Raw genomic sequence first — 22121 nt, forward strand, 5'->3', positions numbered from 1 at the left:
TTATAAATAGTAGTGAATGCATTCTTATTAACTTAATAGTTTCATTAAAAATGTTGCAGCTATTACTGTTGATACACCGCCTAATCTTGTTGCTACTTGCGCAAATGGCATTAATGACATGCGTTTTGATGCTGATAAAATTGCAACATCACCTGTGCCACCCAGGCCACTATGACATCCTGTAACAATGGCAGCATCAACTGGATACATTTTCATCAATTTGCCGACAAAAAACCCAGAGCCAATCATCGTTATAACCACTGAAGCACAAACCACAATATATGCAGGTGAAACAATCTTAACAACTTCCTCTAATGGTATATACAACATACCTAAGCCAACCATAAGTGGCCAAGTCAAACTCGTAGATATGAATTTGTATAGCTGGTGTGCACCTTGTTCCATTTTATTAGGCATTAATTGTAAACATTTAATCAATGTAGCCAATAAAATCATAATTACTGGTCCTGGAATACCAATGAATTTGTGTGCAAGATCACCAAAAATAAAGAACGTACAGGCTATTAATAAACCCGCTCCCATAAGTGAAAAATCTACTTTTTTATTATCGTCGTTTGTATCAGCTGCCATCTCTTTATCATCAGTTGCCTTTACTAATGTCCCATCACCAGATAATGACTTTTTCTTTTCTCCTAATCTCATCATTAATCCAGCTGTCACGACTGCAATAATATTACCGATAACAGCTGCTGGTATCATTTGCGCAACAAAGGATTCAGCAGATTCCCCTAAAATTGATGAATATGCTATTGATAAAGGTAAAATGCCTTCTCCAATTCCTCCCCCAATAATAGGTACAATAATATAAAATAATGTATGTTTAATTTCATAACCAAATAACATACCTACAAGTAATCCAACAATAACCGCTGTTAAAGTACCTACAATTAACGGAATAAACATACGGGTAAACCCCTGTATTAAAACTTTACTCTTCATTCCTAAAATACTACCAACAACAAGACATGAAATATAAAAATATAAGAAATTTGATGTTTTCATTAACGTTGTTACGGCGTTCATAGAAGCTGTATTAAAGACACCTAAAAATACTAAAGAAGATGGTATTAATAAAGCTAAAATTGCAGGACCACCTATATCTTTTAAAATTGGAATTTTCATTCCTAAATCACCAAACAATACCCCTAAAATCATAATGATCGCAAAACCACCAATCATATCGGCCGGTAACGCATTGTAAACAGAGGCAATAAATATGATTACTGCTAATGTTATATAGAGAGGTAAAGGTATAACCCCTAACTTCATATGTGTTAATTTCGACCAGATTCGGCCATCTTTTTCTACCCCATCTATAGTAAGCGCTTTCATTTCACTTTTAGATATCATTGACATCCCCCTTAAATAATGAATATTTTCATAATATTGCTAAACGAGGAGGAATGATAGATTATGTAAATTTTTAAATCTTTTTGTAATTAAAAAAACCAAAAATATGTAACATTATTAAATAATAACGGGTAAACAGAATAATATTTTGGGTTAAACGTGATTACAATTAGTGTTATTTTAATAATCATTTATTACTTAGGCTATAAACTTTGATAAATTAGAGGTAACAACAAATGAGTTAATCAACAACATTAAATATGAGATTGTTACATATAGGAGTGATTCAATGACAAAATCTGTACAAGTCTATCACTATGACGCTTTTAGTACTGAAGCAAATAGAGGTAATCCAGCGGGTGTCGTATTATGTGGTGATGATTTAAAAGTTGAAGAAATGCAGGCGATTGCCTTAAAAGTTGGATTCAATGAAACTGCTTTTCCACTTAAATCTAATAAAGCTGATTTAAGCATACGATTTTTTACGCCAGGTCATGAAATGAACCTGTGTGGTCATGCAACTATTGCAACGCTTTACGCATTAAAAACTAGAGGTTTATTACAGAATAAAACAGACTTTACAATCGAAACAAACGCTGGTGTATTACCAATAAAAATTGATAATTCAAGTGATGATGTATATATTACTATGCAACAAGCCTCACCACAGTTTAAAACATTCTCTGGTTCTAAGGTTGATTTAGCTAATGCTTTGGGTATAGAAACAAGCGATTTTGATGATAATTTACCTATTGTTTATGGAAGTACAGGTGTTTGGACACTTATTACCCCAGTTAAAAACCTTAAAGTTTGTGAAAAATTGAATCCAGATAATGACCTATTTCCTTCAATATTAAAAGAACTGCCACACGTTTCGATTCATCCATTCTGTATGGAAACGCATCACTTCAACACCGATATGCATGCAAGACATTTTTCCTCACCCTTTTCAGGTACTAAAGAAGACCCAGTCACAGGTACCGCTTCCGGTGTAATGGGCGCATATTACATTAAATATATAAAACAGAGACAGAGGGTATCTAACCCATTAACGTTACTCATCGAACAAGGTCAAGAAATAGAAAAGGATGGTAAAGTGAACGTTGAAGTGACAACTCATACTGATGATTATGATATAAAAATTTCTGGGAATGCTGTGTATGTCAAAACCTTTAGCATTGTTTTAGATGACATTTAAAACAATAAAAGCATGTGGATCATATATTTATGCCACATGCTTTATTTTAATCAAACACTCTTTTCCAAAATATATTTATCACGATTATAACATATTAATAAACTATGTTATTATGTTTATAGTGCTTACATATAAATATCACATATTCTATAATTATGATAAACATTTAAAGTTTAAGAAAAAATAAATTGCTAATCTTATAATGATAAATGAAGCGTTTTTCTAGCTCTTATTTATCACTTTACATGCAAGTACAAACAATTCGCATTTTTCATAAATTAAATTTAAAGAAAGCAGTGAAGATATGATTACTAAAAATATCAAGTACCCTTACGCTAAATTAATGATTGATATTATAGGCATACTTTCCTTTATTGGCGTGGTAATTACTATAATTATAAATTTCTATATGCATAAGCGTAATACTACTTTTGAAATGGGCTTTAATGTCACTGGCAGTAGCTTTATACTTTTATGTGTGTTACTTTGTATTACCATTTTTTGTGCCATTGCTTCAACTATATTTAAAAGAATAAAATAATTTCCTTGTTAAAAAGCTCCCCGAAATCGACTATATAGATTCCAGGGAGCTTTTCTATTAATAATATGTCATATCATTAATAAAGTTTATAAATTTTAACGCTATCACTTTTAAAGCCAATTAGTATGATGTTCAACTTTCTAACTAGTCAAAGAAATTCATTAATGTCATTACTAAAGTCAAAGCACAAGCAATTAGGATGACTGTCTTACCTTTTTCTGTTTTCTCATTTCCTTGTTTGTACTCTTTTAGTACAAACAACCAAGAAAGTATCACTAAAATACCCAAAATAATAGTGATAAATTTCATTTTCAATCCTCCAGTTATAAAGAATAACGCTAAAAAAACTAGTTTTTATGCACATCGACCCTATACCTTTGTTTTTAAATCCTCTCTTGTAATCTGCTTATTGAATTTGTGAGATTACATATGAGCATTTGACCATTTCTACCTTTTATAAATACAAATGGTCAAAATAAAAGCTGAATACAATTTAATCGCTATCCTATTGTTTCTTATTCCTACTTTTTTAAACTTAAAAATCCTTAGGCAATGTTTTAACAACTGTAAATAGCACAATTGTCTGGATAACTACCATAATTACCAACCCTAGTCTTATTAATGAATGATCTATCATAAAAATCGAAAATCCAACAACAATATAAACACTAATCAATAACTTAAATTTATTTTTCAAAGTATAACCTTTGTTGTTTTTAAAACTCTCTACATAAGTTATATAAACTTTAGTATTTACTAACCATTTTTCAAATCTCTCCGAACTCTTGGAAAAACAAATAACAGCAACTAACAAAAATGGCGTCGTAGGTAATAGCGGTAATACAGCTCCTACAAAACCAATAATTGTAAATAATACACCCATAGTAATTAAAAAGTATTTCAAAAAAACACTCCTAAAGTTAATTAATTCTAATTATAAACTAATTAGATACCTTTTTGAACTTTAGACTTCAATCATAATGCAAGTTGAGCAGTGGATATTCAATCTGCAGTTACGAACACTACAAACATTTACTTGAGGCACTATTAAATACTTTCTAGGTAATTGAAATATATTTTTGTAGAAAATCGATGTTTTTCTTTTTAAATTTATATAAATATACTGGTCTACCAATGCCATAAGTGAGCGACTCTTCAAGCATATCTATTTCTACAAGAAACTTTAAATATTTACGTACAGAAACTCTAGATATATGGGCCGCTTCTGCAATTTCTGCCGTAGAAAACTCACTCTTTTCTGATTGATTCACATTATTAACAATCGCTTGCAATGTACTCTGCGTTAAACCTTTAGGGAGTGTCGCTTTAGTTTCATGAGTGGTATTACGCTTAATAAGTAGCGCCTCATCTAACGCGGTTTGATCTACTACTTCGCGTTGATTAAATATTTGAAACTTATGCTTATATTTAACTAATGCTTGTTCAAATCTTTCAAATTCAAATGGTTTAATTAAGTAATCGACTGCCCCATAGTGTAGCGCAGTTTGTACTTTTTCTATGTCTGATGCCGCCGTAATTAATATTGCATCTGTTTTTAATTGATGTTGACGTATATAATCAAGTAATGTCAGACCACTTTCATCTGGTAAATAGACATCTAATAATACTAAATCAACCTTCTTACATTGAAGTATTGCTGTGGCATCTTTAATGTTATATGCGATATCGTTTATATTAAATCCTTCTATTTTTTCTAAAAATTGTTGGTTTAATTGAGCGACCATCGGATCATCTTCAACAATTAATACATCAATCATCTTTTCCCCTTCTTTCAATCATATGGGATTTCAACTATAAATTTAGTGCATCCATCCAAATCTTTATCGACGTTAATTGAGCCATTGAGCTTCTTAACACTTTCTTTTATTAAATATAGACCATACCCTCTGTTATTTCCTTTTGTAGAGTAACCTTTTTCGAAAATCTTATGTTGCATATGTGTTGTTAGACCTTCTCCGGAATCTGTTATATCAAATTTCAAATTTTGTTGTGTATAGTTTAAATTAACTTTAATTATTTTGTCATTCTGATGCTCTAAAGCATCTATACTATTATCAATTAAATTACCAATTACGGTAATAATTTCATGTGTTAATCGACTATCATGAGGTTCGGGAACCACTTCATTTATATGAATTGTTAATTCTATATTTTTCTCCCTAGCCAAACTCAGTTTACCAATTAGAAATCCTGCCAATGCCGCATCTTTAATTTGTGTAGCAATATTAACATTTTCTTGAGCACTATAACTCACAATTTCTCGAATATATTGTTTTACTTCCTCATAATTTTCCATTTGTAACATGCCCATAATAACATGTAACCTATTACTAAATTCATGAGATTGTGCTCTTAAAGTTTCCGCATAAGTTTTCACACCAACTAGTTGTTCGGATAATCTATTCATCTCTGTTTTATCTCTGAAAGTTGAAATTGCTCCAACGATTTGGTTATTAACATATAGTGGCACTCTATTAACCAATATTTTCACGCCGTTAATATTTTGTTCTTCATCAACTTGAGGTTGTCCAATCTCTACCACTTTATCTAATTGAGTTGAATCCAAATATTCATTTATTTTCATGCCGATTGGATATGCAGCTAATCCCGCTTTTTTAAATATTTGTATAGCCGATTTATTTACCAAATTAATTTTCCCATCTTTATCTACTGCAACGATGCCTTCATGAACAGACTGCAACATCGTATTTCTTTCCTCTAATCGTTTCGCAATAATTCCAGGTTCTAAACCATGTAGTATCTTTTTAATATATCTCGCCAATAAGTATGCACCTACAATGCCGAAAAACAGACCTATAATCAGGCCAATACAAATATCTTTCATTCCCGATGCAAATGCTTCATTTACAGTTTCAATTGGTATACCAACTGCGACTATACCAATCTGTTCACCATTGTCATAAATTGGGGTAAATGACCTTAACGATTTTCCTAAAGTTCCTTTAGATTCAGTTATAATTTCTTTCCCTTTTAAGGCTGGTGATTCATCTCCTCCTTGAAATTTTTTACCTATTAAATCAGAATTGGGATGCGATTTTCTTATACTATTCATATCCATAACAACAATGAAACTGACGTCTGTCGCTGCCTTAATTTCAGAAGCATAACGCTGTATTTGTTGTTCCTTACTTTTATCTTTCAAACCCCTTTTAATAATATTAGATTGTGCCGTGGTGCTAGACACAGCTTCCGCCTTCTCTTCAGCAGTTCTATGAATAGAATTTTTAACAGTATTACTTATTAAAATACTAGTAATAACTAAAGAAATTAGCACAACGATACATACAAAAATAATAATTATTGTACTTAATTTCCATTGTCGTTTCTTCAAATATCTCACCTTCATCACATTAGACGCTAAAACATCAGCATATCTTAGCATAATATTATTAATCATGTCTAAATTTTCAGAAATTTTTTATTCCTTGTTAACCAAATTTATTTGTTTTTACCTATTTGATTTATATTAAAATAGATAAACCTTTTTTGAAAGCCATTACTTTAATGAATGATAAAACACTAATAAATACATTATATATTTATAATATAAATTTTAACAACATGATTAATAAAAAAAACACTATTTTAGCTATATCTTATCTCTACATATAAATAAGATATACATTAATAAGACCGTAATGTTCGCAGAAATATTAATAGCTGTAGTGTACAATCTAAACTTTTATTTATTCACGAAAATGACGCATAAAAAACTGCCAACAAAGTCGGAGACCTTGTCGACAGTTAAACGATGTTAGTGATTTATGTGCTAACCTCTCGAACACCTTAATTATTCTAAATTTGCGTGGTTTTGTTGCATGGTTTCTTCATCTATATTCAGTTCTGACATTAAATCTAAAACGATGCTGTCCAAGAATATTTGTGACGCTTGTTCGAATAAACTACCTAATGGTTGAGCCGAACCTTCTGCATCGTATTTAGTACCAGCTGGCAACTCAATGATTGCATTCGTCAATTGACCGATTGGTGAATTTGGACTTGTCGTCAATAAAACCACTTCAGCGCCAACACCTTTAGCTTTATCAGCTAAAAGTTTCAAGTGTTCCGTTTTTCCTGATCCAGAAATAATTACAAATAAATCTTCTGAAGTGATGGAAGGCGTCGTTGACTCTCCAACAACATATGCATATTTGCCTAATTGATTTAAACGCATGGCAAAACTATTTGCTACAAAGCCAGAGCGACCCTTCCCAGCAACAAAAACTTGTTTCGCTTTAACGACCTGTGCTAAAAAAACTTCAGCTTCATTATCTTTCACATGTGAAAGGGTATGGTCTAGTTCGTCTAAGATTAGACGATAGTTTGTAATTTCAGTCATATTATCTGCCTTCAATCGCATCTTTACATTGCTTTGCAGCTTCTACTGGATCATCTGCATTAGCGATACCGCCACCAACTACAACTAAATCTGGGTCTTCTGCTACCACTTCTTTAATCGTATCCGGTTTAATACCACCGATTACCGCAACTTTAGAACTTTTAATTACTGATTTCACCTGACGTAAACTTTCTAATGGTGATTCGCCCTCAGCCTGTAAATCATAACCTGTGTGAACGGCAATGTAGTCCGCACCTAGTTCATCTAATTCTTTTGCACGCTTTTGTAAATCTTGTACTGCTATCATATCGACTAATAATTCTTTACCATGTTTATGTGCTTCTTCAACTGCAGCCTTGATAGAAGCATCTTCAGCAACACCTAAAATAGTTACTACATCTGCACCAAACTTCACTGCTTGGCTCACTTCATAATCTGCTGCGTCCATAATTTTAAGGTCAGCTAAAACTTTAACGCCTTCAATATTATCATTTAAATGTTGTACGGCTGGTAACCCTTCATTTATCACAATTGGTGTACCAATTTCTACAATATCTACATAGTCTTTAACTTTATTTGCAAGCTCTGCCGCTTCCTCTTTGTTTAATAAATCAATTGCTAGTTGTAATTCCAAAATGATCATCCCTTCTTGAATTAGATTATCAAAGCCTCACTGGGCTAAGCTTACGCTTTAAAATCTTACGCTTAAAATGTTTACCCTTTTCTGTATGATTAAAACTCAGTCACTATAATCTAGGTGCTGCATCATCATCAACATAAATTTCTACATTAGGGTGTGCATGTAATATTGTAGCTGGCACATCACTATTCACTTCATTTTCAGCTAATTTCTCAATAGCCGCTCTTTTCTTCTCTCCAAATGCGAGTAAAATGATTCTCTGTGCTTTTAAAATTGTAGAAAGTCCCATAGAAATAGCCTGATTGGGTACTTCATCCCCATTTTCAAAATAGCGACTATTCGCATTAATCGTACTTTCAGTTAAATTCACAACATGTGTGGCACTATTCACATCTGTACCAGGCTCGTTAAAACCAATGTGTCCATTTTCACCGATGCCTAATATTTGAATGTCTACTGGACCTTGTTGATTTATCAAATATTCATAACGCTTTGTTTCTTCATTTAAATTCTCCGCATTTCCATTCGGAATATGAACTAATGACGGATTAAAGTGGGGATAACGTTTGAATAATACTTCGTTCATGTATGTGTGATAACTTTGTACATGTGTAGCATCAAGACCTACATATTCGTCTAAATTAAATGTTTCTATTTGAGATACGTCTAATTTGTTTTTATTTAATAACTCGACTAAAAATTTATAGACTTCAACCATGGTACCACCTGTAGCTAAACCTAATTTACTATGACATTGTTGACTCATCTGCTTGTATAATTCACAAGCTACATAAAAAGAAGCATAACTTCTCGTTCCAAGATTTGTTATTTTCATAAACAAATGCCCTCCTATTAAGATGATCAAACTATTTTATACTACATATGATTACAACATACATTATACGTTTTTCTGGTGATTTTAACAGAATTTGAATTTTAGAACTCATATCATGTTATAGAATATAAATTATTTACATTAAAATGAGCAGAGTTATACATTTCTATTGCTGTTTTTAGTAGAATAGATAGATAATCAAAATTACAGTACAATTCTGGTATATAAAATTTACTTTTCAGGTAGCAAATGTACAAAAGTCGGTTTAAACTAGACTGTAGATATCTTTTAGAGTACATTATTTGTACTAAATTTAAATCAAATGAATTTTGTAGTGATGGGTTTTGAAAGCAAGGAGGCAAAATTTTGGAAGAAATCAATCATGAAAAAGTACAATCTTTACTTTCTTCATATGAGCATAAACCTGTATACTTACACGTCGAAACAACAAATGGTGCTTACGCTGCACATTTTGACCAACGTGTATTTAATGCAGGAACCTTTTTAAGAAATATTCAAGTTACTTATGAACATGCGCAACTTAAAGGCGGCAACAAAGATCCTTTCCGTGTTGGACTCAAATTAAAAGATAACGGTTGGGTTTATGTTCAAGGGTTAACACATTACGAAGTAAATGAAAATGGCGAGTTTCTATTAGCGGGCTTTAACTATGAAGGTCAATTAGCTGCTGCGTTAGAAATAAGTACTCAACCATTTAAAGCTTAAGGAGGCATATTATGTCAGAGGAAAGCCAAGTATTAGTAATTTTTCCACACCCAGATGATGAATCATTCTCATCTGCAGGCACACTCGCACGTTATATCGACAATGGCGTTCCGGTCACTTATGCATGTTTAACGCTTGGGCAAATGGGGCGTAATTTAGGTAACCCACCTTTTGCAACACGTGAAACATTACCGGACATTAGAGAAAAAGAATTAGAAAATGCCATGGAAGCAATAGGCATAACTGATTTACGTAAAATGGGATTAAGAGATAAAACGGTTGAATTTGAACCCCATGATGAAATGGATGCTATGGTTAAATCTTTAATTGATGAATTACAACCATCTGTGATTATTTCGTTCTATCCTCAGTTCGCTGTACACCCAGATCATGAAGCTACTGCTGAAGCAGTCGTAAGAACTGTTGGTCGTATGGCAGCATCTGAAAGACCACGTTTACAACTTGTAGCATTTAGTAATGACGCACCTGAAAAATTAGGTGAACCCGACATTCTAAATGAGATCAGTGATTATAAAGAGGTAAAACTTCGCGCATTTGAGGCACATGCATCACAAACAGGACCATTTTTAGAACAATTAGCAACACCTGATGTCCCTGGAGAAGTGCACAGTTTCTTAGAAGTAGAACCTTATTGGACTTATAACTTTGAATCTTAAGTGGAGGCAATAGCATGACAGAATTTGACTTATCTACTCGAGAAGGTCGTTGGAAACATTTCGGTTCCGTCGACCCTATTGAAGGCACTAAACCAACTGTAAAAGAAAATATGAAAGACTTGCAAAGCACGCATAAAGACTTCTTATTTGAAATAGAAGAAGTCGGCATTAAAAACCTTGTATACCCTGTACTTGTTGATCGTTTCCAAACTGCTGGAAATTTTAGTTTTTCAACAAGCCTTAATCAAGATGAAAAAGGTATCAATATGAGCCGAATTTTAGAAAGTGTTGAAAAACACTATCATAATGGTATCGAATTAGACTTTGACTCACTTTATCAACTGCTACGTAGTTTACAAGAAAGCATGAACCAAAATGCTGCTGGCTTAGATGTATCAGCAAAGTGGTTTTTTGATCGACACAGCCCAGTAACCCAAATTAAAGCTGTGGGTCATGCAGATGTTACTTATGGTCTAGCAATAGATAAAAAAGAAGTAACGCGCAAGGAAATCACAATTCAAGCTGCAGTAACGACACTCTGCCCTTGTTCTAAAGAAATCAGCGAATACTCTGCCCATAACCAACGTGGTATTGTAACTGTCAAAGCATACATCAACAAAGATGTTGAGCTAGTAGACGATTACAAAGGGAAAATACTTGATGCTATGGAAGCGAACGCAAGCTCTATATTATACCCTATCCTTAAACGTCCAGATGAAAAAAGCGTCACAGAACGCGCTTATGAAAACCCAAGATTTGTAGAAGATTTAATTCGTTTGATCGCTGCAGACTTAGTCGGTTTTGAATGGCTAGATGGATTCGACATAGAATGTCGTAACGAAGAGTCCATACATCAACATGATGCCTTTGCAAAATTAAAATATAGAAAATAAAATATAGCGATTTTAAAAAGTGTACAAAATGTCTGATTAACATCGACAATTTGTACACTTTTTTATTTACTTATATAACTTAAATTTTATGCCACTGTATTGTAAGGTGTGCTTAATTAAAATTTTAGTATGTTAGATTAAAATTTTAACATTTACCTAGAATCAACTTCTCTATTTTTAAAACAATAAATACTAACATTTAATTTTAGCTAATGTTCTATATACGATTTCCATATTAAAATGATTATGATAGTAACTTTAAATCAATTTTTATTCGATAAGTGTGAGGTAATTATAAAGATGGACTATAAAATTAAACTTCATAAACTTATAAAAAGCACAAATTATAATCTAAGTACACCGCACTTTTTAAATATTTATTGGGTCTCCAAAGGCAATGTCACATTATTAAAAAATGACACATTTGAACAATATATTTCTGGTGATATTTTTTACGTTCATGACTATGAATATATCGAGCTTATATCTATCGATGCTGACTTACTTTGTTTATCAATAAACAACTATCATTACATAAATGATATTGATCATACAATGGCTAATGGAATAGATTCATATCTTGGAGATGGAGAACATCATATATTAAAATCACAATTCACAAATATATTTTCATCTTTGACGGAAGAATGCCATGTGCCTAAAAAAGCGTTCTTATCACTTTTAACAACGATACATACATTAAGCTTGTGTAACAGTCAACTTGGCTATGAATCAAATAATTATAAATATACACTAATTAAAAATATAACAATTTACATCCACAACCATATAGAAGATAAGTTAAATTGTCAGCAAATTGCCGAAGTATTTTTTGTAAATTCTAGTTTTTTATCTCGAACTTTTACAATGATTGTGGGTAGTACATTATCACAGTACATGGTAGCTGCGAAAATTCATTTTTCAAATTGCGCATTACTAAATGGAGATACATTAGATAACGTATGGAAAACATATAAATTCCGTACGTTTCAAAATTATTTACAACAATTTGAAAAGGTTAAAGGCTATGCTCCCTATCAATCTTGAAATAAATAAAACTTATTAAAGGCATAGTCAATCTGGATGTGCACGATAAAGTGAAATAATAAGACAAATCTTTATACAAAGTTTAAAAAGAATTGAGAGGGAAATTATGAATACAATTTATTATGAGGAAAATAGAAATACAATTAAACGAGCACTAAAGAAAAATTTAGATATGTCGTTTTTAGAAATTGTCATTTTAGAAAAACTGAATTATCTCAACAAAGAAAAAATTGATGCTGTAGAACTTAAAAAGCACCTAAATATTGAAAACACACCTATTTCAGTGCAAATTAATCATTTAAGCAACTTAGGATTGTTTAAAAAATCAAGAGACGTTTATGATGAAAGACGCATCTTCTTACATGATATAGATTTTCCGAAAATAGAATCTATTATTAAGCAATACCATTTAATCGTCGATACAATATTAAATAGTAAAGGCTAATCAACCAAGTTTATTATATAACTAATGGGCTGGAACGTATAAATGTTCCAGCCCATTATTGTGATGTAGTGTATTATATAGGGCCTTTGCACCCTTTTATAACTATTTTACGCTAATTAATACCACTATTTTAGTTCATAAGTAAAATAGCACGTTTACCTTATTTTAAATGTTCGTAAGGACTATTTTTAACGAATGAGATTATTTGATCTACAAATAAACGTGCACGTAATTGGAACTCTTCATTATCTAAGTATAATGTACCATCTTCAAGTTTTTTATAATCTGTATCATGCGTAGCGATTTGCGTTGGTACCGCAATACCTAATAACGTTCTAACAATCAGTCGTAAATGTGATAATGGTTCGGAACTTACAATACCACCACTATTACCAATCAAGCCAACTGGTTTCATTTTAAAATCATCCATTGTTAAATGATCTAATGCATTTTTTAAAATACCAGAATATGAACCATGGTAATTCGGACTACCTAACACAAAGAAATCTGCTGCTCTCGCTTTTTCCTTTAATATGTTTAAATTGTTTTTATAATCTTCGCTTGGTTGTGAAGCGCCAGACACATCAAGTTGATGGATTGGGTGGTCTGCCAAATCGAAGATATCAACTTCAAAGTCATGCGCTTCAAAATGACCTTTTAAATATTTTGATAATGCAGTAGTATGCGAACCTAATTTCGCGCTACCTACTATAATTAAACCTTTCATTTATTACTTCACCTCATACTATTTTTCGTTATTTTCCTTAAGTAGTTTCATAATCGCCTTACCGACGCCACTTTCTTCATTAGAGTCTGTTGCATATGTTGCTACTACTTTTACTTCTGGCGCAGCATTATCCATCGCTACAGAATAACCTACACGTTCAAGCATTGAAATGTCATTCATGTTATCACCGATTGCCATAACATTTTTCATGTCAATATTTAGTCGTTCAGCAATTGTTTCTAAAGCTATACCTTTTTGTGCATCTGAATGAGTAATCTCAATATTACCTCTAGATGATGATGATATTGCAAGACTTTCTGATTGAGCTAACTTTTCACTAACACGGTCAATTTTTGACAAATCACTATCAAACGCCAAAATTTTCATTACAATTTCACCTGGCGTATCTTCAATTTTGTCATAATTATCTACTACTTTTAAAGTCCCGTTATCAATACGCTTTTGAATACCTGCTTTAATCTTTTCTACATCCGCATGTTGTCCTGCACGTTCGGCAATATCTATATAAATTTCTAAGTCACGTTGCGGATTTTCTGTATAGATACCTAAATTTGTATATACTTGATAATAGATATCTTCATTTTTAAGTTCATGCGTAATTCTATTGATTAACTCACGATTCAAATTAGAAGTGCTCATGATATTAAATGATTCATCTCTCACTTCTGCACCATTCAAACAAATATAGGGCATTTTTAAATCTGTTTGATTCACGGGCGCATTCGCCTCATAAAAAGCACGGCCTGTTGCTATAACAACAGTAATACCTTGTGACTGCGCGTATTTAATGGCTTTAATATTTTCCTCGGATATTTCATGTGCGGCATTAAGTAACGTACCATCCATATCTGTAGCAATTAAGTTTATCATTCGTTTACCTCGTTTCCTTCTTAGATCGATTACACAAATTTAATTACATCTCATTCTCATTTGCCATAATTTTGTAACATATTATTATTCTACCAAAAGTTTAGCTATTTGTATTATCGGCTGTTTGTATGATTTTTTTCTTTTTTCTAATATGCCTAAAAAATTCAGTCAATAATTGACTACATGCTTCTTCCATTACACCTATTTCTACTTGTGCACGGTGATTAAATCTAGGTTCTTGTAAGAGGTCCATCAGACTACCCGCACATCCTCCTTTGGGATCTTTTGCACCATATATCACATGCGGAATACGGCTCATTACAATCGCACCAGCACACATAACACAAGGTTCTAAGGTCACATAGAGTTGGCACTCTTCCAATCGCCAGCTTTTTAAGTGCTTAGACGCTTTTTGAATAGCAAGATATTCTGCATGTGCGGTTGGATCTTTTTTTGATTCTCTTAAATTGTGTGCTCTTGCAATAATTTCATCATTTTTAACAATCACAGCGCCAATAGGTACTTCACCTATATCGCCAGCTTTTTTAGCTTCTTCAATCGCCATTTTCATATAAAATTGCTGATTTGTCATGTGTCTCACACACCTCACATATGGTACAATATTTATTGTCTATTTTAACATTGGAGCGGAAAATATGAAAAAACATTTTATCGCAATTGAAGGTCCGATTGGAGTCGGAAAATCTTCTTTAGCACATAAACTCAGTCAAACTTATAAATATTACGAAGAAAAAGAAATTATTACAGAAAATCCTTTTTTATCAGATTTCTATGATGACATTTCAAAATGGAGTTTCCAAACAGAAATGTTCTTCTTATGTAATCGGTATAAGCAATTTCAAGATCTTGCTTTAATTGATAATGGAATTGTTAGCGATTATCACATATATAAAAATAAGATATTTGCAAATAATACTTTAACCACATCAGAATATAATAAATTCTCAAGAATCTACGATATTTTAACCGAAGATTTAGAAATGCCGAACATTATCATCTTTTTAGATGCTGATTTAGCAATGCTAAAAACACGTATTGCACATCGTAATCGTAGCTTCGAACATCAAATTGCAGATGATTATTTATTAAATCTAAAGCGTGACTATAATGCATATTATGAATCTCTTAAATCTGAGGGCGCACGTGTTATACGAATCGACACGACTCAACTTGACTTTGTTAAGTATGATGAAGATTATAATTATATTTTAGAATTAGTGAAACCACTTATTGGAGGACATGAGCATGAATAAATATGGTATTCCACAAGATGCTGTAATTACTATCGCTGGTACAGTAGGCGTTGGTAAATCAACATTAACAAAAGCTTTAGCAGAACGTTTTAACTTTAAAACTTCATTTGAAAACGTCGATAATAATCCATACCTCGATAAATTTTATAATGACTTTGAACGTTGGAGCTTCCATTTACAAATTTATTTCTTAGCAGAACGCTTTAAAGAACAAAAACGTATGTTTGAATACGGAGGCGGTTTTATTCAAGATCGTTCTATTTATGAAGATGTTGATATTTTTGCCAAAATGCATGAAGAACAAGGAACAATGAGTCCTGAAGACTTCCAAACTTATTCTGAGCTTTTCAACGCTATGGTAATGACACCTTACTTCCCCAAACCAGACGTTTTAATTTATTTAGAATGTGACTATGAAGATGTGATTCAACGAATTAAACAACGTGGTCGTCAAATGGAAATTGAGACGGATGTAGCATATTGGCAAAAGTTATTTCAACGCTATGAAGATTGGATTGCCGAATTTAACGCGTGCCCTGTGGTTCGTGTAAACATTAATGAATATGACTTACACGAAGATCCCGAATCATTAAATCCAGTTATCGATAAAATACGCCATGTCATTGACACATACCGTAAAGTTGATCAACGCTAGACGCTAACTTTGCATAAAAAGTCACTCCCACTAAACTTATTTAGTCGGAGTGACTTTTTTTATTCGGGTATTGTCATTTATTCAATATGACGTCGATAAATGATTTTTTCAATTTCATCTTCTGCCACATATTTACTATAGTAATATTCATCTGTCTGTACTAAACCAAAGGTGCTAGCCTTATCTTGGTCTTCGGTACCAATATATAATTGTCCCTCAGTGTCTTGATAGAGATCAAAAACAGCACCACCGTATCTCGCTTCTTGGTACAGTGCATACAGTTCATCTATATCATCGCGCGCAACATGTTTAAAATACAACGTATGCGCCGTATGATTTGTTGTATTTGCTTCAAAACCATGCGCTAAAGCTCGCTCGTCTTCAGTGACCAATACAACTTCATTACTAATAATTTCCACTACTTTATAAGTTTCACCTTGATAATCGGCGTATTTACCATCAATCATCTAATCACCTCGACACTTATATTAAATATAAAAAAATCATAATATACGTTACGTATATTATGACATAATTTAGAAGTTAAGCCTATTGATTTATTATTTCCACAATATCATTTGCAGTTTCTACTATGTAATCTGCATTTGTAAATTCTTGTTCTAAACCGACACCTGTTAATACTGCGATTTTCAAGCCTAATTTTGCATTAACACCTGTTTGCATATCATTTGCAGTATCACCTACAATCACTACATCTTGAGGCGCTACATCATAGTGATCAAATAACGGATTAAGTACTTTTGGATTTGGTTTTTCAACTGCGTTTGCTTCTGTTGAAATAACCACATCAAAGAAATGATCAAATTTCGTAATTTCTAGAAACTGATCCACGCCTTTTTTAGAATCGCTGGTTACAATTCCCATCTTATAACCTTGCCGTTTTAAGGTTTCGAGTGTCTCCTCAATACCTTCTACTAAGACATTTTCTGGAACACGATTATCTACAAGTGTTTGGCTTCTACTTTGTGCCCATCCAGTAACATCTTGACCTGCAATATCACAGAATGCTCGAACCATTTCATCTAAAGCACCTGAAGCCATAATCGTACCTGGTTGAATTTCTCCATCTACTACACCTAAGTACGCATATGCTGCCTCTCTATCACCAATTTCATTTTGGTAAACTTCCATAAAATCATCTACAAGTTGTAAACCAATCTTCATCCAACTACGGTCGAAATATATGATTGTGCCATCTTTATCAAATAAAATCCATTTCATCGCTAGAACAGCTCCTATAGTTTCACACTATCTTTGTTTTTAAAACCTATTTTATTTTAATATAAAACTAACTCTGTATACAAATAATGAAACTGCATTTGTTATATCATTTTCGTTTGTTCTTATAGTCGTTCACTACCAACCATATTAAGGTTACTCCAATAACTATAACAAATGTCACAAACTGAGAGATGTCTAAATGTATCGATCCACCTTTGATATTATAGATATCCATTGCTCCCTTTAAACAAATAAATAAAAGAATTTCAAAATTCAAGATAGCAACAAAAGTTATATGCGTTTTAATCGCTTTTTTGTCGGTTGTTTTCCTGTTAAATTAATATCTAGATTTACCAATTTCGGATAATATTTATATAGTGAATACATTAAAAACCATATCATTAAACCTATAAATGGTATCAAAAGCAATGCATTTTTATCCCCCATCCGTCTGGGTAATTATATAAATCATAGTGAATAGGTACCGTTTTAGGCAAAGTATTATAATTTATCCACGTATATAGCATTAACAAAATCAGCATAATAAAACTGGCAACGTTCAATATTTTATTCACGTCTATCCTCCTTTCAAAAACATTGCGCTAAAAGAGAAAAACAAATGTCTCCATCTAGTTGGTTTAAAGGAATTGGTGTCATTATCATTTCTGTGATTGTCGTTAGTGGATTTTATCACATCGCTGATATAAAAAAAGGTGCTAAAGATGGTATGAAAGAGGCAAATCTTGAAGCGATAACTTCAAAATAGTAATTCTTTTGGAATACATTTTATCAAATCATACATAAAGCGAGGCTGGGACATACATTGGTATGTCTCAGCCTCAAATATTATATTAGTTATTACAATTTACCCTCATAATTTAGGTTATTGTTCAATAATCATTATATTTTTATGTGGTTTAGTATCTTGGTACAACGACTCTCCAGCCTTGTGGATCTTCAAGTTTACCACTTTGGATGCCAGTATAATTATCGTATAATTTTTGAGTAACTTCCCCAGTTTCATTATTATTAATAACGATCTCAGTTTCACCATATTTCAACTGACCTACAGGAGAGATAACTGCTGCAGTACCTGTACCAAATACTTCTGTTAATTCACCTTTATTGTGTGATTCAATAAGTTCGTCGATAGATACTCGACGTTCTTCTACTTCATAGCCTAAATTTTGCGCTAATTCAATCACAGTTTTACGTGTAATACCTGGTAAAATACTACCATTTAATTCTGGTGTTACAAGTTTACCATTTTCTACGAAGAAGATATTCATACTACCAACTTCTTCTACATATTTTTGTTCAACACCATCTAACCACAATACTTGATCATAACCTTGTGCTGATGCATTCGTTTGTGCTAATAGGCTAGCAGCATAATTACCTGCAACTTTTGCATGACCTACACCACCACGAACAGCACGCACATATTCATCTTCCACATAAATTTTAGTTGGGCTTAACGACTCTCCACCATAATATGAACCTGATGGCGACAAAATAATTAATAATTTATATGAATAAGAAGGGCGTACGCCTAAAATACCTTCTGTGGCGAAAACATATGGACGTATGTATAACGATTGACCTTCACCTTCTGGTACCCAATCACGTTCTATATCTACTAATTGCTTCAACCCTTCTAACACTGCCTCTTCATCAACCTTCGGCATATCTAATCGTGCCAATGAATTATTAATACGTTTAAAGTTCTCAGAGGGACGGAATAAATCTACCTCACCGTCATGCTTGTAAGCTTTCAAACCTTCAAATACTGCTTGGCCGTAATGTAAGGCTTGTGCTGCTGGAGAAAGTTCAATTGGTCCATAAGGCACAATCTTTAAATCATGCCATCCTTGATCAATATCGTAGTCGAAACTTAACATATAATCTGTGAAATATTTCCCAAAACCTAAATCACTTGGATCCGGTTTTTCTTTAAGTGTTTCTCGTTGTACAAATTCAATTTTTTCTGACATGATTTTTCCTCCTAATGGTATTTCTTTGAGTATTACATTAAATTATATCAATCCAACGAATGCTGTTCAATAATTTTCAAAAAATTTAAAATAAAGAAATAATAAGGGAGAGAAACAGAAATCTATTTGCATACGCTGTTTCCGTTGTATTTAACCTCTAGTTATGGCAATAGAAAATTAAAAACTTCAAATAATAAATATAATGGATAATTAGCATTAATTTTCACCATTGAAAATAGTACTTTAAAAATGAATGGTCTTCTAGAATGAATTCATTTCCGCTGCTATTAATATATTTATTAATAAAAATAGCGTAGATATGTTATCAAATTCAAAATTTTGACAACATATCCACGCCGCATTAGACTTTCTATACACTTAACAGACGAAAATACATAGTATTTAGTTTTAATTTATAATAGCAAATGCTCCATTTTTAATTATCACCATTGCTATTTGAATTTTAAAATCTTATTGATTAGTAGCTGATCTTGTTTTATCTTACTTCAGCTGTTTCTTTACCTTCGATAGCATCTAACATCACTTTAGTCATTTTGTTTAAATCGTATTGTGGATCAAAGCCCCATTCTGCTCTTGCACAACTTACATCAATACTATCTGGCCAACTATTAGCAATTGATTGTCTCACTGGGTCTACATCATAGTCTAATTTAAAGTCTGGATAATGTTCTTGAATTGCTGTTTTAACCATTTCTGGTTCAATACTCATCGCACTTAAATTATAAGCATTACGGTTTATTAATTTAACGCCGTCTGCTTCCATAAGTTGTATAATGGCATCAATCGCGTCTTCCATATACATCATATCCATAAAGGTGCCTTTTTCAATAAAGCTTGAATAATGTCCTTCTCTTACAGCTTTAAAATAAATATCGACTGCATAGTCAGTTGTACCGCCACCAGGTTCTTTAATATGTGAAATTAAACCTGGGAATCTTACACTACGTGTATCAACACCAAACTTTTCAAAGTAATACTGACATAACAATTCACCTGCAACTTTATTCACGCCATACATTGAAGTTGGACGCTGAATCGTTACTTGTGGTGTATTAACTTTAGGTGTTGATGGACCGAACGCACCAATAGAACTTGGTGTGAAGAATAGTAAATCATGTTCACGTGCAACCTCTAAAGCATTCATTAATCCGCCCATATTTAAATCCCATGCAAACAAAGGATTTTTTTCAGCAGTAGCTGATAATAAAGCAGCCATATGCATAATCGTGTCCGGCTTAAATGATTCAACAAGTTCATTCATACGTGCTTTATCAGTCACATCCAATATTGCAAATGGACCATTTGCAATTGCAGAATCCGTTTCTGGTTCTTTAATATCAGTAGCTAAAACATTATCATTGCCATATAATGTTCTACACTTCACTACTAACTCAGTTCCTATTTGTCCTAATGCACCAGTAATAATAATTTTTTTCATATTTATATCTCCCTTGTATATTACAGAAATTGTAATGTATTTTCCCAGTGGACAATACCCGTATTTTCAACAATATTATACTATAAAAACGCTTTTTTGTATACTTTGAGTGAACATTTGCTTTGAATTTTAGCAGTGTGAATCGCTAATGTCTACCATTTAGCCATTACATACTTCACTATGTCTAGTTGCTATATCTCTATTTACTATAAAATTCATCTAGTAAATGGTGAGCATTTCCAATATTTGACACACATGTCATATGTTGGTATAAGTTATTTATTAAGTATTTATGGAGATGGTAATATGTTGCATACAAATGCTACATTGTTAATACAAAGTTCTCGATCAAAATAGTCGATGCTTTGTAAAACTTTTTCTTTTCACAGGGCATCTATCTTATGCATGCAGTTATTAAAATGTGAGAGGAATATCAAATTATGGAAAAACAACTATACCCTTATCAATTTAATTATATAAAAGAACGTGTCGCTCATTTAATCAATGTGTATAATTCAGTTAATGACCTTAATACTATCGCTTCTATCCAAGAGACTACACGTGAACAAATTCTCAATACGTTTCAAAGCGTAGATTCATCTATTCAATTAGAAATTGAAAAGTTGATGAATTATCAATTATCAAAAATGCAAGCTGAAAAAATCTTAAGTACACTTCAAGGTTATGTGTTGCCTTTCGAACATCCTTCTAAAAAACAAGTAGATAAAGTTTTTAGAAAAGTAAAGAAATTGAAAACACCACTTATCAGTAATGAAGTGTTATTAGAAAGTACATTTATTGGTTGGAACGATGTGGCTTCCAATAGAAAATATCTGATCTATTATAATGATTTTGGAAAATTAGATGGGTTTTATGGTGATATTTCAAACCAAACAGTTAAAGGCTTTTGTTCAATTTGTAATAAGGAGTCTCGTGTCACCTTATTCATGAGGAAAACACGCACCACTAGTGATGGACAATACACTAAAAAAGGTGATTATATCTGCTTCGATAGTACAGTTTGTAATCAACAAATCTCTGATTTATCCTACTTTTATCATTTTCTCAATAAAATACAATAATTAAAAAGCAGAACCTATAAGGACTTCACACCCTATAGGTTCT

Annotated in this window: 26 protein-coding genes; 10 read left to right on the plus strand and 16 right to left on the minus strand. The window is 32.4% G+C overall.

Translation table 11 applies throughout. The features are described 5' to 3' along the window. Nucleotides 1–27: 27 nt before the first annotated feature. Nucleotides 28–1353: a 2-hydroxycarboxylate transporter family protein gene (locus tag LG295_RS11685; protein ID WP_404476884.1), complete on the minus strand. Its 1326-nt coding sequence runs from the start codon at nucleotides 1351–1353 to the stop codon at nucleotides 28–30. A 307-nt stretch (nucleotides 1354–1660) separates the two neighbouring features. Between LG295_RS11685 and LG295_RS11690 the strand changes: the two genes are divergently transcribed. Beyond that, the gene (locus tag LG295_RS11690) at nucleotides 1661–2569 is read left to right on the plus strand and encodes a PhzF family phenazine biosynthesis isomerase (protein ID WP_107529775.1); all 909 of its coding nucleotides are present in this window, start codon (nucleotides 1661–1663) and stop codon (nucleotides 2567–2569) included. A gap of 685 nt (nucleotides 2570–3254) precedes the next feature. Here the strand turns inward: LG295_RS11690 and LG295_RS11695 are convergent. From LG295_RS11695 to nagB, 7 genes are all read right to left on the minus strand, one after another. Further along, on the minus strand, nucleotides 3255–3419 hold the full coding sequence (locus LG295_RS11695; RefSeq protein WP_199186516.1) for a hypothetical protein: 165 nt from the start codon (nucleotides 3417–3419) through the stop codon (nucleotides 3255–3257). 226 nt (nucleotides 3420–3645) lie between these two features. Further along, complete coding sequence (locus LG295_RS11700; RefSeq protein WP_107531790.1) at nucleotides 3646–4014, minus strand: YbaN family protein; 369 nt, start codon at nucleotides 4012–4014, stop codon at nucleotides 3646–3648. A gap of 154 nt (nucleotides 4015–4168) precedes the next feature. Continuing rightward, on the minus strand, nucleotides 4169–4888 hold the full coding sequence (locus LG295_RS11705) for a response regulator (RefSeq protein WP_107531789.1): 720 nt from the start codon (nucleotides 4886–4888) through the stop codon (nucleotides 4169–4171). A 14-nt stretch (nucleotides 4889–4902) separates the two neighbouring features. Beyond that, a complete protein-coding gene (dcuS, locus tag LG295_RS11710) occupies nucleotides 4903–6483 on the minus strand; it encodes a DcuS/MalK family sensor histidine kinase (RefSeq protein ID WP_318832381.1) in 1581 nt (526 codons plus the stop codon). 459 nt (nucleotides 6484–6942) lie between these two features. After that, nucleotides 6943–7491 (minus strand): 6-phospho-3-hexuloisomerase, encoded by a 549-nt coding sequence (hxlB, locus tag LG295_RS11715; RefSeq protein ID WP_107531787.1) that lies wholly within the window; start codon nucleotides 7489–7491, stop codon nucleotides 6943–6945. 1 nt (nucleotide 7492) lies between these two features. Further along, nucleotides 7493–8125 carry a 3-hexulose-6-phosphate synthase gene (gene hxlA, locus LG295_RS11720; RefSeq protein WP_029377852.1) on the minus strand — a complete coding sequence of 211 codons (633 nt, stop codon included), beginning with the start codon at nucleotides 8123–8125 and terminating at the stop codon, nucleotides 7493–7495. Between the two features lie 112 nt (nucleotides 8126–8237). Continuing rightward, complete coding sequence (gene nagB, locus LG295_RS11725; RefSeq protein ID WP_107531786.1) at nucleotides 8238–8966, minus strand: glucosamine-6-phosphate deaminase; 729 nt, start codon at nucleotides 8964–8966, stop codon at nucleotides 8238–8240. A gap of 366 nt (nucleotides 8967–9332) precedes the next feature. Between nagB and LG295_RS11730 the strand changes: the two genes are divergently transcribed. The 5 genes from LG295_RS11730 to LG295_RS11750 all read left to right on the plus strand — a co-directional run bounded on the left by LG295_RS11730 (nucleotide 9333) and on the right by LG295_RS11750 (nucleotide 12754). Continuing rightward, on the plus strand, nucleotides 9333–9692 hold the full coding sequence (locus LG295_RS11730) for a YojF family protein (RefSeq protein WP_017723530.1): 360 nt from the start codon (nucleotides 9333–9335) through the stop codon (nucleotides 9690–9692). Between the two features lie 11 nt (nucleotides 9693–9703). Further along, the gene (bshB2, locus tag LG295_RS11735) at nucleotides 9704–10369 is read left to right on the plus strand and encodes a bacillithiol biosynthesis deacetylase BshB2 (RefSeq protein ID WP_017723529.1); all 666 of its coding nucleotides are present in this window, start codon (nucleotides 9704–9706) and stop codon (nucleotides 10367–10369) included. 14 nt (nucleotides 10370–10383) lie between these two features. Next, nucleotides 10384–11262: a GTP cyclohydrolase FolE2 gene (gene folE2, locus LG295_RS11740; protein WP_039068917.1), complete on the plus strand. Its 879-nt coding sequence runs from the start codon at nucleotides 10384–10386 to the stop codon at nucleotides 11260–11262. 300 nt (nucleotides 11263–11562) lie between these two features. Then, a complete protein-coding gene (locus tag LG295_RS11745; protein ID WP_318832380.1) occupies nucleotides 11563–12309 on the plus strand; it encodes a transcriptional regulator in 747 nt (248 codons plus the stop codon). A 106-nt stretch (nucleotides 12310–12415) separates the two neighbouring features. Continuing rightward, complete coding sequence (locus LG295_RS11750; RefSeq protein WP_107555197.1) at nucleotides 12416–12754, plus strand: transcriptional regulator, SarA/Rot family; 339 nt, start codon at nucleotides 12416–12418, stop codon at nucleotides 12752–12754. A 160-nt stretch (nucleotides 12755–12914) separates the two neighbouring features. On the opposite strand, the gene LG295_RS11755 is transcribed toward LG295_RS11750, so the two are convergent. The 3 genes from LG295_RS11755 to tadA all read right to left on the minus strand — a co-directional run bounded on the left by LG295_RS11755 (nucleotide 12915) and on the right by tadA (nucleotide 14964). Further along, nucleotides 12915–13481, minus strand: a complete 567-nt coding sequence (locus LG295_RS11755) for an NADPH-dependent FMN reductase (RefSeq protein WP_107531585.1) — start codon at nucleotides 13479–13481, stop codon at nucleotides 12915–12917. Nucleotides 13482–13499: 18 nt separating this feature from the next. Next, entirely contained in the window at nucleotides 13500–14372 is an 873-nt protein-coding gene (locus LG295_RS11760) for a Cof-type HAD-IIB family hydrolase (protein WP_107531586.1), read from the minus strand. Between the two features lie 100 nt (nucleotides 14373–14472). Further along, nucleotides 14473–14964 carry a tRNA adenosine(34) deaminase TadA gene (tadA, locus tag LG295_RS11765; protein WP_107531587.1) on the minus strand — a complete coding sequence of 164 codons (492 nt, stop codon included), beginning with the start codon at nucleotides 14962–14964 and terminating at the stop codon, nucleotides 14473–14475. A 64-nt stretch (nucleotides 14965–15028) separates the two neighbouring features. Here tadA and LG295_RS11770 point away from each other — a divergent pair, with 64 nt between their 5' ends. Beyond that, the gene (locus tag LG295_RS11770) at nucleotides 15029–15646 is read left to right on the plus strand and encodes a deoxynucleoside kinase (RefSeq protein ID WP_107531588.1); all 618 of its coding nucleotides are present in this window, start codon (nucleotides 15029–15031) and stop codon (nucleotides 15644–15646) included. Continuing rightward, complete coding sequence (locus tag LG295_RS11775; RefSeq protein ID WP_107558423.1) at nucleotides 15639–16301, plus strand: deoxynucleoside kinase; 663 nt, start codon at nucleotides 15639–15641, stop codon at nucleotides 16299–16301. Before LG295_RS11770 ends, LG295_RS11775 begins: the two co-directional genes overlap by 8 nt. Before the next feature lie 77 nt (nucleotides 16302–16378). Here the strand turns inward: LG295_RS11775 and LG295_RS11780 are convergent, their stop codons facing one another. From LG295_RS11780 to LG295_RS11790, 3 genes are all read right to left on the minus strand, one after another. Continuing rightward, nucleotides 16379–16768, minus strand: a complete 390-nt coding sequence (locus tag LG295_RS11780) for a hypothetical protein (RefSeq protein ID WP_107531590.1) — start codon at nucleotides 16766–16768, stop codon at nucleotides 16379–16381. Nucleotides 16769–16850: 82 nt separating this feature from the next. Next, entirely contained in the window at nucleotides 16851–17543 is a 693-nt protein-coding gene (locus LG295_RS11785) for an HAD family hydrolase (protein WP_404475967.1), read from the minus strand. 419 nt (nucleotides 17544–17962) lie between these two features. Further along, a complete protein-coding gene (locus LG295_RS11790; RefSeq protein WP_107531592.1) occupies nucleotides 17963–18118 on the minus strand; it encodes a DUF1648 domain-containing protein in 156 nt (51 codons plus the stop codon). 44 nt (nucleotides 18119–18162) lie between these two features. On the opposite strand from LG295_RS11790, the gene LG295_RS11795 reads away from it, so the two are divergent. After that, the gene (locus LG295_RS11795) at nucleotides 18163–18309 is read left to right on the plus strand and encodes a hypothetical protein (protein ID WP_199193405.1); all 147 of its coding nucleotides are present in this window, start codon (nucleotides 18163–18165) and stop codon (nucleotides 18307–18309) included. Between the two features lie 151 nt (nucleotides 18310–18460). Here the strand turns inward: LG295_RS11795 and LG295_RS11800 are convergent, their stop codons facing one another. Both LG295_RS11800 and LG295_RS11805 read right to left on the minus strand, forming a co-directional pair. Further along, nucleotides 18461–19537, minus strand: coding sequence for a branched-chain amino acid aminotransferase (locus LG295_RS11800; protein WP_107531594.1), 1077 nt, complete (start codon nucleotides 19535–19537; stop codon nucleotides 18461–18463). 496 nt (nucleotides 19538–20033) lie between these two features. Beyond that, on the minus strand, nucleotides 20034–20996 hold the full coding sequence (locus LG295_RS11805) for an NAD-dependent epimerase/dehydratase family protein (protein WP_326020342.1): 963 nt from the start codon (nucleotides 20994–20996) through the stop codon (nucleotides 20034–20036). Nucleotides 20997–21436: 440 nt separating this feature from the next. On the opposite strand from LG295_RS11805, the gene LG295_RS11810 reads away from it, so the two are divergent. Then, a complete protein-coding gene (locus LG295_RS11810) occupies nucleotides 21437–22078 on the plus strand; it encodes a FusB/FusC family EF-G-binding protein (protein ID WP_107531596.1) in 642 nt (213 codons plus the stop codon). Nucleotides 22079–22121: the final 43 nt, after the last annotated feature.

The sequence above is a fragment of the Staphylococcus pseudoxylosus genome, assembly GCF_044794325.1.
In the GTDB taxonomy this organism is placed as follows: domain Bacteria; phylum Bacillota; class Bacilli; order Staphylococcales; family Staphylococcaceae; genus Staphylococcus; species Staphylococcus pseudoxylosus.

Coding starts and splice junctions, on each gene's coding strand:
- LG295_RS11685 (WP_404476884.1), bottom strand. CDS start 1,353: ATGAAAGCGCTTACTATAGATGGGGTAGAAAAAGATGGCCGAATCTGG.
- LG295_RS11690 (WP_107529775.1), top strand. CDS start 1,661: ATGACAAAATCTGTACAAGTCTATCACTATGACGCTTTTAGTACTGAA.
- LG295_RS11695 (WP_199186516.1), bottom strand. CDS start 3,419: ATGAAATTTATCACTATTATTTTGGGTATTTTAGTGATACTTTCTTGG.
- LG295_RS11705 (WP_107531789.1), bottom strand. CDS start 4,888: ATGATTGATGTATTAATTGTTGAAGATGATCCGATGGTCGCTCAATTA.
- hxlB (WP_107531787.1), bottom strand. CDS start 7,491: ATGACTGAAATTACAAACTATCGTCTAATCTTAGACGAACTAGACCAT.
- nagB (WP_107531786.1), bottom strand. CDS start 8,966: ATGAAAATAACAAATCTTGGAACGAGAAGTTATGCTTCTTTTTATGTA.
- bshB2 (WP_017723529.1), top strand. CDS start 9,704: ATGTCAGAGGAAAGCCAAGTATTAGTAATTTTTCCACACCCAGATGAT.
- folE2 (WP_039068917.1), top strand. CDS start 10,384: ATGACAGAATTTGACTTATCTACTCGAGAAGGTCGTTGGAAACATTTC.
- LG295_RS11745 (WP_318832380.1), top strand. CDS start 11,563: ATGGACTATAAAATTAAACTTCATAAACTTATAAAAAGCACAAATTAT.
- LG295_RS11750 (WP_107555197.1), top strand. CDS start 12,416: ATGAATACAATTTATTATGAGGAAAATAGAAATACAATTAAACGAGCA.
- LG295_RS11755 (WP_107531585.1), bottom strand. CDS start 13,481: ATGAAAGGTTTAATTATAGTAGGTAGCGCGAAATTAGGTTCGCATACT.
- LG295_RS11760 (WP_107531586.1), bottom strand. CDS start 14,372: ATGATAAACTTAATTGCTACAGATATGGATGGTACGTTACTTAATGCC.
- tadA (WP_107531587.1), bottom strand. CDS start 14,964: ATGACAAATCAGCAATTTTATATGAAAATGGCGATTGAAGAAGCTAAA.
- LG295_RS11770 (WP_107531588.1), top strand. CDS start 15,029: ATGAAAAAACATTTTATCGCAATTGAAGGTCCGATTGGAGTCGGAAAA.
- LG295_RS11775 (WP_107558423.1), top strand. CDS start 15,639: ATGAATAAATATGGTATTCCACAAGATGCTGTAATTACTATCGCTGGT.
- LG295_RS11780 (WP_107531590.1), bottom strand. CDS start 16,768: ATGATTGATGGTAAATACGCCGATTATCAAGGTGAAACTTATAAAGTA.
- LG295_RS11785 (WP_404475967.1), bottom strand. CDS start 17,543: ATGAAATGGATTTTATTTGATAAAGATGGCACAATCATATATTTCGAC.
- LG295_RS11795 (WP_199193405.1), top strand. CDS start 18,163: ATGTCTCCATCTAGTTGGTTTAAAGGAATTGGTGTCATTATCATTTCT.
- LG295_RS11800 (WP_107531594.1), bottom strand. CDS start 19,537: ATGTCAGAAAAAATTGAATTTGTACAACGAGAAACACTTAAAGAAAAA.
- LG295_RS11805 (WP_326020342.1), bottom strand. CDS start 20,996: ATGAAAAAAATTATTATTACTGGTGCATTAGGACAAATAGGAACTGAG.
- LG295_RS11810 (WP_107531596.1), top strand. CDS start 21,437: ATGGAAAAACAACTATACCCTTATCAATTTAATTATATAAAAGAACGT.